The organism is Conexibacter woesei DSM 14684 (genome assembly GCF_000025265.1).
GTDB classification, from domain to species: Bacteria; Actinomycetota; Thermoleophilia; order Solirubrobacterales; family Solirubrobacteraceae; genus Conexibacter; species Conexibacter woesei.
This window is the reverse complement of record NC_013739.1, coordinates 5,336,214-5,350,804: the sequence shown is the minus strand read 5'-3', so window position 1 is coordinate 5,350,804 and position 14,591 is coordinate 5,336,214. Positions and strand designations below refer to the sequence as shown.

The 14,591-nt window shown below is 73.2% G+C and carries 12 protein-coding genes; 11 read left to right on the top strand and 1 reads right to left on the bottom strand.

What is annotated here, in order from left to right:
• The first annotated feature begins 18 nt into the window (after positions 1–18).
• The gene (locus CWOE_RS25180; protein ID WP_012936480.1) at positions 19–1,599 is read left to right on the top strand and encodes an ABC transporter substrate-binding protein; all 1,581 of its coding nucleotides are present in this window, start codon (positions 19–21) and stop codon (positions 1,597–1,599) included.
• An 11-nt stretch (positions 1,600–1,610) separates the two neighbouring features.
• Here the strand turns inward: CWOE_RS25180 and CWOE_RS25175 are convergent, their stop codons facing one another.
• On the bottom strand, positions 1,611–3,089 hold the full coding sequence (locus tag CWOE_RS25175; protein WP_041730944.1) for a PucR family transcriptional regulator: 1,479 nt from the start codon (positions 3,087–3,089) through the stop codon (positions 1,611–1,613).
• A gap of 206 nt (positions 3,090–3,295) precedes the next feature.
• Between CWOE_RS25175 and CWOE_RS25170 the strand changes: the two genes are divergently transcribed.
• Genes CWOE_RS25170 through CWOE_RS25125 form a run of 10 tightly spaced genes read left to right on the top strand, consistent with a single transcriptional unit; the run spans position 3,296 to position 14,578 of the window.
• Complete coding sequence (locus tag CWOE_RS25170) at positions 3,296–4,723, top strand: ABC transporter substrate-binding protein (protein WP_012936478.1); 1,428 nt, start codon at positions 3,296–3,298, stop codon at positions 4,721–4,723.
• Between the two features lie 2 nt (positions 4,724–4,725).
• Positions 4,726–5,856, top strand: coding sequence for a methyltransferase (locus tag CWOE_RS31425; RefSeq protein WP_012936477.1), 1,131 nt, complete (start codon positions 4,726–4,728; stop codon positions 5,854–5,856).
• 2 nt (positions 5,857–5,858) lie between these two features.
• Entirely contained in the window at positions 5,859–6,791 is a 933-nt protein-coding gene (locus tag CWOE_RS25160; protein WP_012936476.1) for an ABC transporter permease, read from the top strand.
• Positions 6,788–7,702: an ABC transporter permease gene (locus tag CWOE_RS25155; RefSeq protein ID WP_012936475.1), complete on the top strand. Its 915-nt coding sequence runs from the start codon at positions 6,788–6,790 to the stop codon at positions 7,700–7,702. Before CWOE_RS25160 ends, CWOE_RS25155 begins: the two co-directional genes overlap by 4 nt.
• On the top strand, positions 7,702–8,718 hold the full coding sequence (locus CWOE_RS25150; RefSeq protein ID WP_012936474.1) for an ABC transporter ATP-binding protein: 1,017 nt from the start codon (positions 7,702–7,704) through the stop codon (positions 8,716–8,718). The genes CWOE_RS25155 and CWOE_RS25150 overlap by 1 nt, the downstream gene beginning before the upstream one ends.
• Complete coding sequence (locus CWOE_RS25145; protein ID WP_012936473.1) at positions 8,711–9,682, top strand: oligopeptide/dipeptide ABC transporter ATP-binding protein; 972 nt, start codon at positions 8,711–8,713, stop codon at positions 9,680–9,682. Before CWOE_RS25150 ends, CWOE_RS25145 begins: the two co-directional genes overlap by 8 nt.
• On the top strand, positions 9,679–11,565 hold the full coding sequence (locus tag CWOE_RS25140) for a N,N-dimethylformamidase beta subunit family domain-containing protein (RefSeq protein ID WP_012936472.1): 1,887 nt from the start codon (positions 9,679–9,681) through the stop codon (positions 11,563–11,565). The genes CWOE_RS25145 and CWOE_RS25140 overlap by 4 nt, the downstream gene beginning before the upstream one ends.
• Entirely contained in the window at positions 11,562–12,599 is a 1,038-nt protein-coding gene (locus tag CWOE_RS25135; RefSeq protein WP_012936471.1) for a 2-hydroxyacid dehydrogenase, read from the top strand. The genes CWOE_RS25140 and CWOE_RS25135 overlap by 4 nt, the downstream gene beginning before the upstream one ends.
• A gap of 54 nt (positions 12,600–12,653) precedes the next feature.
• Positions 12,654–13,502, top strand: coding sequence for a sugar phosphate isomerase/epimerase family protein (locus CWOE_RS25130; protein ID WP_012936470.1), 849 nt, complete (start codon positions 12,654–12,656; stop codon positions 13,500–13,502).
• The gene (locus tag CWOE_RS25125; protein ID WP_012936469.1) at positions 13,499–14,578 is read left to right on the top strand and encodes a Gfo/Idh/MocA family protein; all 1,080 of its coding nucleotides are present in this window, start codon (positions 13,499–13,501) and stop codon (positions 14,576–14,578) included. The genes CWOE_RS25130 and CWOE_RS25125 overlap by 4 nt, the downstream gene beginning before the upstream one ends.
• Positions 14,579–14,591 lie beyond the last annotated feature (13 nt).

Below are 14,591 nucleotides of genomic sequence, written 5' to 3'. Positions count from 1 at the left end.
AGAGAAGAGAGGCACAGCGTGAAACACCTCACCCGGCGTGAGTTCTCGGAGACCGGCATCAGATACGGCGCGGCAGCGGGCCTGCTCGGAGGCGGCCTCGCGACCGTCCTCGCCGGATGCGGCGGCGACTCGTCCAGCGACGGGTCGACGAGCGCGGGCACGACGCCCGCCGACGGCTCCGGCGGGGGGAGCGGGGGGACGATCCGGATCGGCAACGCGGAGCCGCCGACGTCGGCCCAATGGGACCCGCACGCGGCGTTCGGCCTCGCGGACTACCAGACCTGGTCGCTCGTCTACGACACGCTGCTCGCGTACGACAGCGCCGGAGAGCTCGTCGGCCAGCTGGCGAAGTCGTGGAAGCGGCTGTCGCCGACGCGCCTGCGGATCGTGATCCACAGAGACGTCCACTTCAGCGACGGCAGCCCGCTCGGCGCCGAGGACGTGAAGGCGTCGATCGAGCGCATCTCCGCGCCGCAGTCGGAGCTGGCGCTCGCGTCGAAGCTGCCCGAAGGCGCGAAGGTCGAGGTCCGCGGCGAGCACGAGCTGGACATCGTCACGCCCGAGCCGTTCGGCCCGCTGGAGGGCGCGCTCGTCGTCGTCTCGATCGTCTCGCGCAGAGACGCGGCGAGACCGGAGGCGTTCAAGCGCCGCCCGCTCGGCAGCGGTCCGTACACGTTCGTCGAGTACCGCAACAACAGCATCAGACTGAAGGCGAACCCCAGATACTGGCGCGGCAAGCCGGGCTCCGACGGCGTCGTGCTGTCCTACGTCCAGGACCCGAGCGCGCGCATGAACGCGCTGCTGACCGGCCAGATCGACATCTACACGCGCGCCGACTCGATCGTGCTCGACGAGGTCAGAGGCAACGACGACTTCTACGTCAACGACACCAGTCCGGCGTCGAACTTCTTCTACATCCCGCAGTTCGACACGGCGCTCAGAGACGTCCGCGTGCGGCAGGCGATCGCCTACGCGATCCCGCGTCAGCAGATCGCCGAGAGCATCATGAGAATCTGCCCGCCGGCGCTCTCCTCGCTGCCCGCGGCGTCGAAGGGCTTCAGACCGATGGAGCCGAGATTCGACCTCGACCTGGAGCGCGCGAGATCGCTGCTGAAGGAGGCCGGCCACGACGGCGGCCTGTCGATCACGCTCGCCTCGGCCAGCGTCTTCGCCCACCAGGAGCAGGTCGACCAGCTCGTGAAGGCGTCGCTGGAGCAGGTCGGCATCACCGTCGACATCAAGAAGCTGGAGAGCGGCACGTTCCGCTCGAACTTCTCGCAGTACGCGCTGTCGATGAACGCGCTCGACACGCCGGGCGACCCGAACTTCATCTTCTCGTTCTTCCGGCCGTCGATCGCCAGAGAGGTCCTGAAGTGGGACTCGGCCGACTTCATGCCGCTGGTCGAGGCGCAGCGCCGCACGATCGGCGCCAGACGGCAGGCGACGATCGACGCCGCCGCGAGATACCTGTGGGAGAACCAGATCCTCGTCTACCTCACCGACGACATCTGGTACACGGTCGTCAACAGACGCGTCAGCGGCTACGAGCGCTCGACCGTCGAGGGCGAGCCGCTGCTGTGGAGAGCGAAGGCGGCGTAGCCCGCAACGGCTCAGACGCGATCGGTGCGCGGCTCGTACGAGCCGCCGCCGCGCATCGCTATCGCCTGGATCGCCTTCACCGCCAGCCACAGCTCCATCCGCTGGCCGGGCTGGTCGGGATGGCGCCCGGTCTGCTCCTGCAGGCGGTCCATGCGGTAGCGCAGCGTGTGCCGGTGGACGCCGAGCTGCTCGGCGGCGTCCTTCCAGCGGCAGCCGGACTCCAGCAGCACGCTCAGCGTCTCGACGAGCCAGCCGTTGGAGGCGGTCGGGCCGAGCACGCGATCGACGTACGCCTCCAGCACAGGCACCGGCACGCTCAGCAGCAGCTCGAACGAGCTGAGGTCGCGGTAGGAGACGACGGCGGCGCCGGAGGCGTCGAGCGCGGCGCGCGCCTCCAGCAGGCTGCGGCCGAGGCCGAGCCCGTTGGCCGAGCGGCCGACCGCGACGCGCATCCCCGGCGCCGCGCGCACGAGCGCCTCGGCGAGCGCGAACAGCGCCTCCTCGCTCGGCGCGTTGACGAGGAACGCGACGCCGTTGTGGCGCGCGGCCGACAGGTGGCTGATCGCCTGGCGGTCGAGGTGGCGGGCGATCAGGTCGCGCAGCAGCGCCGCGTTGGCGTCACCGCCCGGAACCCCCAGCAGCGCCGCGTGGCTGCGGTTCGCGTCGAGCCCGAACGCGGCCAGCCGGCGCGCGGTCTCGCGCAAGTCCAGGCGCTCCTGCTCGAGGTCGTCGAAGAGGTCGCCGGCGAGCCGCAGCTCGGCCGCGAGCACCGCCTGGCGGCGCGCCAGCTCCAGCGCGAGCGCGTTCTGGCCGTGGCGCAGCACGAGCCGCTCGTAGTCGCCGAACGGCCGCTCCTCGCGCGCGGCGCGCAGCGTCGCGGCGCCCGGTCCGTCGCCGATCGGGAGTGCGAGCGCGTCGTCGCCCAGCTCGTGGCGCTCGCCGCTGTGGTGCTCGCCCGAGTGGTGCTCGGCGATCGTGCCGTGATCGTCGGAGAGCACCAGCGTGCCGCCGAGCGTCCCGCCGAGGATCCGCAGCAGGTCGCGCGGCCCGCCGCCGCCGAGGACCGTCTCGATCAGCTGCTCGTGGACCTCCAGCGCCTGCGCGACTGGGTCGGCAGCGAGCTGCGGGAGCGTCAGCTTCGTGAGCGTGTTGAACGGCGTGCTCGCCGGCACCAGCAGGACGGGAAAGCCGAGCGCGTCGGCCTCGGCGACGACGGCGGCGGGGATCTGCGGCAGCGCTTCGCCGACGGCGATCCCCAGGCCCGCGGCGCCGTGCTCGGCGAGGCGGCGGACGTAACGGCGCTGCGAGGCGGCGGTCGCGCCGAGCCCGAGGCCGCCGGTCAGTAGCAGCTCGCCGCCGTCCAGCTCCGGCGTCGGGTCCTCCAGCTCGGAGATGTGCAGCCAGCGGATCGCGTTGCGGTCGCCGACGTGACCGGCGACGAGACGGATCTCGAGGCCGGGCAACTCGACGATGTCCGTGATCGACAGCACTGCATGAAGCCCGGGTGCGACGCGGCCGACTCTACTGGCGGATCGGTGCGTCATCTCTCTCGGGACGCGACCTGGCGCCGAAGCATCACGTGAGGAAAACCGATCCGCTCGGAGACCGCCACCGACGCGGTGGCGAAAGCGGCAACGGCAACTCGGACCAGACGTCGATTGCCGCCCGGCCGCGATCGGCCAAGACTGTGCCGGCAGTGTCCGCACGGGAGCAGAGAACGACGATCGCGATCGGCAACGCCGAGCCGCCTACGTCCGAGCATTGGGACCCCCATGCCGCGCTCGGGCTCGCCGACAACCAGATCTGGTCGCTCGTCTACGACACGCTGGTCTCCTACGACGCCGACGGCCGCGTCGTCGGCCGGCTCGCGCGCAAGTGGTTCCGCACCGCGCCGACGCGCCTGCGCGTCGAGCTGCGGCCCGGCGTCGTCTTCTCCGACGGCACGCCGCTGACCGCGCGCGACGTGCGCGCCAGCCTGGAGCGGATCGGCGATCCGCTGTCGCGCCTGGTGCTGTCCGGCAAGGTCGTCCCGGGCCTGCGCGTCGAGGTGCTCGGCGACCACCTGCTGGAGATCGTCACGCCGAAGCCGTTCGGGCCGATCGAGCGCGCGCTCGCGATCGCCGCGATCGTGCCCGTCGCCGACGCCGAGGACCCCGCGCGCTTCGCGCAGCGGCCGCTCGGCAGCGGGCCGTTCGTGTTCGCCGGCTCCGACGGCGGCGTCGTGCGGCTGACCGCGAACCCGGCGCACTGGCGCGGCGCGCCCGGCGTCGCCGCGGTCGAGCTGCACTACATCGAGGATCCGCGCGAGCGGCTGGAGGCGCTGCTGTCCGGGCGCATCGACATCCACACGCGCGCCAGCTCGATCGTGCTCGACGCGATCGCGGGCGACGACGCGTTCGACGTCACGACGATGGGGCCGGCGAGCCAGTTCATCTACATCCCCCAGCACGACGGCCCCCTGCGTGACACGCGCGTGCGCCGCGCGATCGCCCACGCGATCGACCGCCGCGCGATCGCCAAGCGGATCCTCAAGCTCGGCGAGCCGGCCGTCTCGGCGCTGCCGTCGTCGTCGATCGGCTTCCAGCCCGGCAGATCGGAGCTGGAGTACAACCCGGCAAAGGCGCGCGAGCTGCTCGCCGAGGCCGGCCACGCGGACGGCCTGCGGCTCTCGCTCGCCTCCGCCAACCTCTTCGCCCACCAGCTCGAGATCGACCAGCTCGTCCGGCGCTCGCTCCAAGAGGTCGGGATCGCCGTCGACCTCGACGTGCTGGAGAGCGGTCAGTTCCGCAGCTCCTTCAATCGCTACGCCCTCTCGTTCAATGCGATCGGCGCCACTTCGCGCGACCCCGACCACCTGCTGACGTTCTTCCGGCCGGTCGTCGCGCAGGAGTCGATGCACCTCGACGACCACAAGATCACCGAGCTGATCGAGCGTGAGCGGCAGACCTCCGGCAAGGCCCGCCTCGCCGCCGTCAACCAGGCGGCGCAGTACCTCTGGGAGAACCAAGTGATGATCTACGTGTCCGACGACGTCTGGTATACGGCCGTCAGTCGCCGTGTCCAGGGCTATCAGCGCACGCCGCTCGAAGGCGAGCCGCTGCTGTGGAAGGCGACGAAGGCGTAGCGATGCGACCGCCGACCGCCGACACCCGCGCCCCCGGCGTCAACGCCGACGCCGACGCCGCGCAGCTGCTGCGTGCGCTGCTGGAAGAGGGCCACTACGCCGAGATCTCGACGCTGCTGCGCGACAACGCGCTCAAGCGCCCGTTCGCCGAGCCGTTCAGCGGCCACCGCATCCGCTCCGCGATCGGCGACCTGCCGGCGCTGCCGCAGCTGCTCGTGCGGCTGCTGTCGCTCGGCGCCGCCGTCGACCTCGGCGAGGCCGAGCGGACGCTCGACGCGAGCGCGGTCGACCGCCTCGTCGACGCCGGCCTGCTGGAGCGCGACGGCGGCCGCCTGCGCAGCCGCTTCGTCGTCGTCTGCCACCTCAACCGCTTCTTCGTCGTCTCGCCGCCGCTGTGGCTGCGCGGCTACGAGGAGCGCGAGGCGCTCGTCGCGATCGCGCCCGACTCGTACTGGATGGCGCAGTTCGTCGCCAACCGCGGCCCGCTCGGCCGCGTGCTCGACCTCTGCACCGGCTCGGGCCTGCTCGCGACGCTGCCCGACGCCGCACAGGTCGTCGCGGTGGAGCTCGACCCGGTGACCGCGTCGGTCGCGCGCTTCAACGTGCTGCTGAACGGCCTCGGCGAGCGGATCGACGTGCGCGACGGCGACCTCTACGAGCCGGTCGCCGGCGAGCAGCCGTTCGACTTGATCGTCGCCAACCCGCCGATCGTCCCCTCGCCGGAGGGCATCTCGGTGCCGCTCGCGGGCGACGGCGGGCCCGACGGCGACGCCGCGCTGCGGCGCGTGCTGGCGGGCGTCGAGCGCCACCTCGCGCCCGGCGGCCGCGCGCTCGTGCACGGCCAAGGCTTCGGCGGCGAGGCCGAGCCGGCGCTCGCCGACTGGCTGCGCGAGCAGCTCGCGGACAGCACGCTCGGTGCGACGCTGTTCCTGTCCGATCGCCAGAGCCTCGAGTCGGCCGGCGTCACGCTGCGTGAGCTGTGGCAGCTGTCGGGCGCGCCGGAGGCGGACGCGTACGCGGCGTGGGAGCGCTTCTGCGCACCCGAGCAGCTGACCTCGCATCACACGTTCCTGCTCCAGCTGACGCAGGGCGGCGGCGGCACCCTCGCCGTCCACCGCCTGCTGGGGAGCTGACGATGCTGCGCTACATCGGCTCGCGCCTGCTGCAGGCGCTGATCCTGATCATGGGGATCACGCTGACGGTCTTCGTGATCCTGCGGCTGACGTCGGGCGACCCGGCGAAGATCGCCAACCCGGTCTTCGCGCGCCAGGACGTGATCCAGAGCTACCGCGAGATGTTCGGCACCGACAAGCCGCTGCTGCACCAGCTGTGGCAGTTCCTGCAGGGCATCCCGAGCGGCGACCTCGGGATCTCGTTCCGCTACCAGCAGCCCGTGATGGAGCTGATCGGCGAGCGGCTGCCCGCGACGCTGAAGCTCGCCGCGGTCTCGCTCGTGCTCGCGATCACGTTCGCGATCGTGCTCGGCGTGCTGTCGGCGCGCTACCCGCGCTCGCCGATCGCGTGGTTCGCGAACGTGCTCTCGATGCTCGGCCAGTCGGCCCCGACGTTCTGGGTCGGCCTGATGCTGATCACGCTCTTCTCGGTCCACCTCGGCTGGTTCCCCGCCTCCGGCGACACCGGCTGGAAGTCGATCGTGCTGCCGGCGGTGACCGTCGCGCTCGCGACGCTGCCGACGCAGCTGCGGGTGCTGCGCGCCTCGATGCGCGAGGTGCTCGGGCAGGACTACATCGGCGCGGCGCGCGCGTTCGGCGTCGGCGAGGGGCGGATCAGCTTCGTCTACGCGCTGCGCAACGCGTTCCTGCCGCTGCTGACGGTGATCGGCGTCGACATGGGCTACACGCTCGGCGGCGTGATCGTGACCGAGACGGTCTTCAACTACCCCGGCATCGGCCAGCTTGCGCTGACCGCCCTGGACTCGCGCGACTACCCGCTGATCCAGGGGATCACGATCGTGACCGCCGGGATCTTCGTCCTCGTCAACCTCGCGGTCGACCTCCTCTACGGGCTCGTCGACCCGCGCATCCGGCTTGCGGAGCGTGCCGCATGAGAAGACTGATGCCCGTCCCGCAGGGCGGCCCGTTCGCCGCGCTGAAGGCGAGCCGCTGGGTTCCCGCGCGCGGGGCCTCGGCCGCCGGCGCGCGCCGCCGGCCGCTGCCGGCCGGCCTCGTGATCGGCGCGACGATCTTCGGCCTGATGGTGCTGCTGGCGCTGTTCGCCCCGCTGCTCGTCGGCGACCCGAAGCAGCCCGACATCGCGAACCTGCTCGCGAGACCGCTCAGCGACGGCCACCTGTTCGGCACCGACACGCTCGGGCGCGACCTGTTCGCGCGGATCCTCTACGGCATGCGCATCTCGCTGCTGGTCGCCGGCCTCGGCATGCTCGGTGCGATGACGCTCGGCGTCAGCGCCGGCCTGCTGGCCGCGTTCGGCGGCCGCTGGGCGGAGACGATCGTGATGCGGCTCGTCGACATCCAGCTGGCGTTCCCGTACGTGCTGCTGGCGATCGCGCTGACGTCGGTGCTGACGCCGTCGATCCCGGTGCTCGTGCTGCTGATGGTGCTGGCCGGCTGGGCCGCCTTCGCGCGTGTCGTGCGCAGCTCCGCGATGCAGGAGCGCGCGAAGGACTACGTGAAGGCGGCGACGCTCGCCGGCGCCTCGCGCACGCGGATCGCCCGCAAGTACGTGCTGCCGTCGCTGCTGCCGCCGATCCTCGTGCTCGGCGCGATGCAGATGGCGATGATGATCGTCTTCGAGGCGACGCTCTCCTATCTCGGCATGGGCATCCAGCCGCCGACCCCGTCCTGGGGCGGGATCATGCTGGAGGGCCAGCGCTACCTGAAGGACGCGTGGTGGATCTCGACGCTCCCGGGCATCGGCATCCTGCTGACGACCGTCTCGCTCAACCTGATCGCGGACGGCCTGCAGAAGCGCTTCGGCGCGCGACTGGGGGAGGTGTGATGACCGCCCCGACCACTCAGGCCGCTGTGGCCGCTCCGCTGCTGGAGATCGACGGTCTCACCGTGCAGTTCCCGACGCCCGCCGGACCGATGTCCGTCGTGCGCGACGTCTCGTTCGCGGTCGCCGCCGGCGAGTGCCTCGGGATCGTCGGCGAGTCCGGCTCGGGCAAGTCGATGACCTCCCGCGCCGTGCTGCGGCTGGTGCCGCCGCCGGGCCGGATCGCCGGCGGCAGCGTTCGCTTCGACGGGACCGACCTGCTGACGCTGACCGAGAAGCAGATGCGGTCCGTGCGCGGCGCGCAGATCTCGATGGTCTTCCAGGACCCGACCGCGTCGCTGAACCCGCTCTTCTCGATCGGCCGCCAGCTGACCGACGTGATCCGCACGCACACCGACGCGGGGCGCGCCGAGGCGCGCAGACGCGCGGTCGAGGTGCTCGATCAGGTCGGCTTCGCCGATGCGAGACGGCGGCTGCGGGCGTACCCGTTCGAGCTGTCCGGCGGGCTGCGCCAGCGCGTCTCGATCGCGCTCGCGCTCGCCTGCGGGCCGAAGCTGGTGATCGCCGACGAGCCGACGACGAACCTCGACGTCTCGATCCAGGCGCAGATCATCGACCTGCTGCTGCAGCTGAAGAACGACGTCGGCTTCGCGATCCTGTTCATCAGCCACGACCTCGGCGTCGTCGCCTCGATCGCGGACCGCGTCTCGATCATGTACGCCGGCCGCGCGCTCGAGACCGGTCCCGCGAGCGCGGTGCTGGCGCAGCCGAGCCATCCGTACACGCAGCGGCTGCTGCGCTCGGCGCCGACGCTGGAGAGCCGCCGCGCCGACGGGCTGCCGAGCATCCCCGGCGCCGCGCCGCAGCTCGGCGAGCTGCCGGCCGGCTGCCCGTTCACCGCCCGCTGCGAGCTGGCGATAGAGGGCGTCTGCGCTGAGGTCGAGCCGGTCTGGACCGACCTCGGCGACGGCCGCGCCGCGATGTGCCATCTGTTGGAGAAGGAGCTGGCGAATGCCTGAGGTGCTGGCGGTCGACGGACTCGTGAAGCAGTTCGAGCAGCGCGTCGGGACGTTCAGACACGCGACCCTCCACGCGGTCGACGGCGTCTCGCTGACGGTCGACTCCGACGACTGCGTCGGCGTCGTCGGCGAGAGCGGCTGCGGCAAGTCGACGCTCGCGCGGATGATGGTCGGCCTGGAGCGGCCGACCGCCGGCGCGGTCCGCTTCGACGGCGGCGAGATCACCGCCGACGGCGACTGGAAGCAGCTCCGCCGCGCGGTCCAGTACGTCTTCCAGGACCCGTACGGATCGCTGCCGCCGAAGATGTCGATCGGCGCCGTGCTGGAGGACCCGCTCAAGATCGCCAAGACGGGCGACGCCGCCTCGCGCCGCGCGCGCGTCGAGAGAGCGGTCGAGCTGGTCGGCCTGCGCGCGAGCGACCTCGCGCGGTACCCGTCGGAGTTCAGCGGCGGCCAGCGCCAGCGCATCAGCGTCGCGCGCGCCCTGATCCAGGACCCGCGCGTGGTGATCTTCGACGAGGTCACCTCCGGCCTCGACGTCTCGATCCAGGCGCAGGTGCTGAACCTGCTCGTCGAGCTGCAGAACTCGCTCTCGGTCGGCTACGTCTTCATCTCGCACGACCTGCGCGTGATCCGCTACCTCGCGCGCTCGGTCGTCGTGATGTACCTCGGCCGCGTCGTCGAGGCGGGACCGGTCGAGGACGTCTTCGCGCGGCCGCTGCACCCGTACACGCAGGGGCTGCTGCGGTCGATCCCCGACCACAGTCGCCTCACCGCCGGCGGCCCGCGCCAGCGCCTCGCGCGCATCGGCGGCGAGCCGCCGAGCCCGGTCGAACGCCCGCCCGGCTGCCCGTTCGCCCCGCGCTGTCCCGCCGCCCAGTCGCTCTGCCGCGAGCAGGAGCCGGGCGAGTCCGTCGTCGAGGGCGTCCGCGTCCGCTGCCACTTCCCCGGAGCCGCCGCATGATCCGTGCCTATCCCCACGACCCCTCGGTGCGCCCGGGGGAGACGCTGACGCTGTGCGTCTCGACCGACGCGCCGCGCTTCGCCGTCGCGTTCTTCCGCCAGGGCGCGACGCTGGAGCCGATGGGCGACCTCGGCGCCGGCCACCTGCTCGGCCGCGACGTGCCGGAGGGGCCGACGCAGGAGGACTGGGGCTGGCCGCCGTACGCGTTCGCGATCCCCGCCGACTGGCCGTCGGGCGCGTACGTCGCGATGCTCGGCGAGGTCGCAGAGGACGGGACGGTCGCCTGGCCGGACGTCACGACGACGGCCGGCGACGCGGCCAAGGCGCTGTTCGTCGTCCGCTCCGCGACGCCCGGCGCGATCGTCTACAAGCTGTCGTGGGCGACCTTCCACGCGTACAACGCGACCGGCTACGGCTCGCTGTACGCCGAGGCGCAGTGGTCGAGGGAGGCGCCGCAGCCCGGCTTCAAGATCACGACGCGGCGGCCCGGCGGCGGCACCGGCGGGCGCGGCGCGCCGAACGACCCGGTGGACGCGCACGATCCCTCCTCCAGACGGCAGACGTTCGCGCACTGGGACGCGCCGTTCATCGCCGCGCTCGAAGGCGCCGGCTACAGCTTCGACTACTGCCTCGACCTCGACCTGCACCGCGACCCGGCGCTGCTCGACGGCGCGCGGCTGCTGCTCAGCGTCGGCCACGACGAGTACTGGTCCGACGCGATGCGCGACCACGTCGAGGCGTTCGTGCGGCGCGGCGGCAACGTCGCGTTCTTCAGCGGCAACATCGCCGGGTTCCGCATCCACTTCGCCGACGACGACACCGCGATCGTCTGCGCGAAGGTCGCTCCGCACAGCCGCGACGACGGCGCCTGGCAGTCCGACGAGTGGCGCTTCTTCGAGCCCGAGAACGGGCTCACCGGCGTCTCGATCCACAACGCCGGCGGCTGGTGGGACGGGCCGCGCGAGCCGCTCGGCTACACCGTCCAGCACGCCGGCCACTGGGCGTTCGACGGCACCGGCCTGGGCGAGGGCGACGTCGTCGGCGCCGACGAGGAGCACCCGCTCGTCGGCTACGAGTGCGACGGCGCGGAGTTCAGACGCGAGAACGGGCTGGCGATCGCGACCGGCGGCCAAGGCACGCCGGAGAGCTTCTTCATCCTCGGCGTCGCCGAGCTGGGCGAGCAGTGGTTCCGCTTCCGTCCCGGCACCGCGGCGGCGACGATGGGCGTCTACACGACCCCGCGCGGCGGGATCGTCTTCCAGGGCGCGACCGTCGACTGGCCGGTCGCAGCGGCGCACGACGAGCTGGTCGGCGGCATCACGCGCAACGTGCTCGACCGCCTCGCGCTCGCAAGCGCCCGGATCGTCGGCCCGCTGCCCGCCCGCGGCGGCCGCGCGCTGGCGGCTGAGGGTGACGTCGCGCGCTTCCACGTCGACCTCGCCGAGCTGCCCGCCGACGCCGAGTTCGCGTGGGAGGTTGCCGGCGCCGAGGTCGTCTCCGCGGACGGCCCGCAGCTCGCGGTGCGGATCGGCGGGGCGCGCGAGCCGGTGACGGTCAGCGTGACGGCGTCGTCGCCGGTGGCGGCCGGCGCGGGCGGCGCGGGCGCGGCCGCCTCACCGGTCGCGTTCGGCACGACGACGTTCCTGCCGCTGACCGAGGCCGACGCGCTGCGGCTCGACACCGCGCTGCTGATCCGCGAGCTGGCCGCCCCCGGCGAGCCGGCCTCGTCGGTCGCGATGCCGACGCGCAGCGCGCAGTCGCGCAGCGGCGGCCTGTCGGGCGCGGCGCTGCCGCGCCTGCGCGACACCGCCGCCCGCCTCGCGCGGCTCTCGGAGGAGCTGCTCGACGCCGACGCCCGCTCGGCCGAGGTGCGGGAGCGGTGAGCGGCGCGGCTTCCGGCGCCGGCGCGCCCGCGCCCGGCGCCGTCCCCGCGCGCCCGCGCATCGTCGTCGCGCGCGAGATCCCCGCGCCCGCGCTCGACCTGCTGCGCGAGGCGGGCGAGCTGTGGGTCTCGCCGCACGACCGGCCGCTGACGCCGGAGGAGCTGCGCGCCGCGGCGGCCGGCGCCGACGCGCTCGTCACGCTGCTGCACGACCGCGTCGACGGCGAGCTGCTCGACGCCGCCGGCCCGCGGCTGCGCGTCGTCGCCAACGTCGCGGTCGGCTACGACAACCTCGACGTCCCCGCCGCGACCGCGCGCGGCGTGCGCGTCACGAACACGCCCGGCGTGCTGACCGACGCGACCGCCGACCTCGCGCTCGCGCTGCTGCTGGCCGCGACCCGCCGCATCGGCGAGGGCGAGCGGCTGATCCGCGCCGGCACGCCGTGGAGCTGGCGGATGGACTTCCTGCTCGGCGCCGGCCTGCAGGGCCGCACGCTCGGGATCGTCGGGCTCGGCGACATCGGTCGCGCGACCGCGCGGCGGGCGCGGGCGTTCGGGATGGAGATCGCCTATGCCGGCCGCCGTGCCGCGCCGCCTGAGGTCGAGGCGGAGCTGGGCGGCGCGCGGCGGCTCCCGCTCGACGAGCTGATCGCCTCGGTCGACGTGATCTCGCTCCACTGCCCGCTGACGCCGGAGACCCACCACCTGCTCAACGCCGAGCGGCTCGCGACGATGCGACCGGGCTCCTACCTCGTCAACACCGCGCGCGGGCCGATCGTCGACGAGGCGGCGCTCGCGGTCGCGCTGCGGGACGGCCCGCTCGCCGGCGCCGCGCTCGACGTCTTCGAGCACGAGCCGCGCGTGCACCCTGCGCTGGTCGAGCTGGACAACGTCGTGCTGGCGCCGCACCTCGGCTCGGCGACCGTCGAGACGCGCACCGCGATGGCGCTGCTGGCGGCCCGCAACGCCGTCGCCGTGCTGCGCGGCGAGGAGCCGCCGGCGCCGCTCAACACGGCGTCGAAACCGGCCTCCTGAATCTCGCCCGCGGGTCCCTTGGAGGGGTCGCGGAGCTGGCGGAGACTGGGTCGCATGGAGATGACCACCGACGGCGGGCTGGCCTGCGGACTCGTGCTGTGCGGGCCCGACCAGCTCGTCGAGAACCTGGCGCCGATCGCCGCCGCCGGCTATGCCGGCGTCGAGCTGCATCCGCCGCACCTCGACGCGTACGCCGCCGACCCGGCCGCCGGCGCAGCGGCGCGTGACGCGATCGCCGCCGCCGGCCTCGCGATCGCCTGCGCGAACGTCAACGTGCTGCGCGACAGCGAGTTCCCCGACACCACCTTCGCCCGCCTCGACGCGGCGCTCGCGCTCGGCGCGCCGCGCGTCTTCGCGCTGATGGGCAACGCCCAGGGCGGCACGTGGGAGGAGGCGCTGCGCCGCTTCCGCGCCGTCTGCGACCGCGCCGGCGAGCACGGCGCGCAGGTCGTGCTCCACCATCACGCCGGCACGCCCGTCACGGGCGCGGCGTCGATCGAGCGCTTCCTCGACGAGGTCGACCGCCCCAACGCCGGCCTGCTGTTCGACACCGCCCACTGGGCGCTCTACGAGGACGATCTCGCGGGCGCGTACGCGCGGCTGGGCGGCCGCGTCGACTACGTCCACGCGAAGGACCTCGCTGCGCCCGGCCGCGAGCTGATGGACGGCCGCCCCGGCGACACGCTCGAGGGGGTGCGCGACCTCGTCCCGTCCTACGCGGACGTCGGCGCCGGCGTGCTCGACCTCGCCGGCTTCGCCCGCGTGCTCAGCGACGGCGGCTACGGCGGCTGGACGACGATCGAGATGGAGACGCTGCGGCACGCGAGCTTCGCGGAGCAGGCAGCGTTCAATGCTGCGGCGTGGCGCGCCCTCGCGCCCGCCGGCGAGGAGGCCACGACATGAGAATCGCCCTGATCGGCTGCGGCTGGATCGTCGAGCGCAGCCACGTCCCGGCGCTGCGCGACGCCGTCGGGATCGAGGTCGTCGCCGTCGCCGACACGTCGATCGAGCGCGCGCAGATCGTCGCCAAGGCACTCGGCCTGCCGCAGTCCGCGTGCACGACCGACCACCGCGCGCTGCTCGACCGCGCCGATGTCGACGCCGTCAGCATCGGGACGCCGCCCGACTCCCACCGCGCGCTCGTCGAGGAGGCGGCGGCGGCCGGCAAGCACGTGCTGTGCGAGAAGCCGCTCGCGACGACGCTCGCCGACGCCGACGCGATCCTCGCCGCGTGCGAGCGGGCCGGCGTCCAGCTCGGCTTGTTCCACAACTACCTCTGGTACCCGGAGACGCAGGAGGCGCTCAAGCTGATCCGCGAGGGCGCGATCGGCGAGGTCGTCGCGACCGAGATCAGCGGCTTCGGGCTGCGCCCCTGGGTCGGTGCCGAGCAGGGCGCGCCCGGCTGGCGCCACAGACTCGGCTCCTCCGGCGGCGGCGCGCTGATGGACGCCGGCGTCCACGCGCTCTACCTGACCGAGGCCTACCACGGCGCGCCGGCCGAGCGGATCGGCGCGACCGTCCGCAGAGGCGACGACGGCGTCGACACATGGGCGTTCTGCCAGCTGCACTTCCCCGGCGGCGGCTTCGGGATGGTCAACGTCGCCTGGGGCGAGGGCGACGCCCGCCTCTCGATCATGGGCACCGAGGGCCACATCACGTTCCTGTTCGACGAGGGCACCGGCTACTACGGGATGCCGGCGCGCGGCTTCAAGGTCGGCAGAGTCGGCAGCGACGGGCGCATCTGGCACCGTCCGCTGACCTGGTATCGGCTCTTCATGCCCGAGCTGTTCAGCGACTTCGCCGCCGCCGTCGACCACGGCGAGCCGTCGCGCTACGCCGCCCACGGCGCCGAGGGCCGCCGCGCGATCGAGCTGGCGCTCGGCGCCTACCGCGCCGCCGAGGAGGGCGCGACGGTCGCACTGCCGCTGACCGCCGCCGACCCCGTCTACGAGCGCGGCTACGCGGCGTTGACCGCCTGAGAGGAGACCGAGA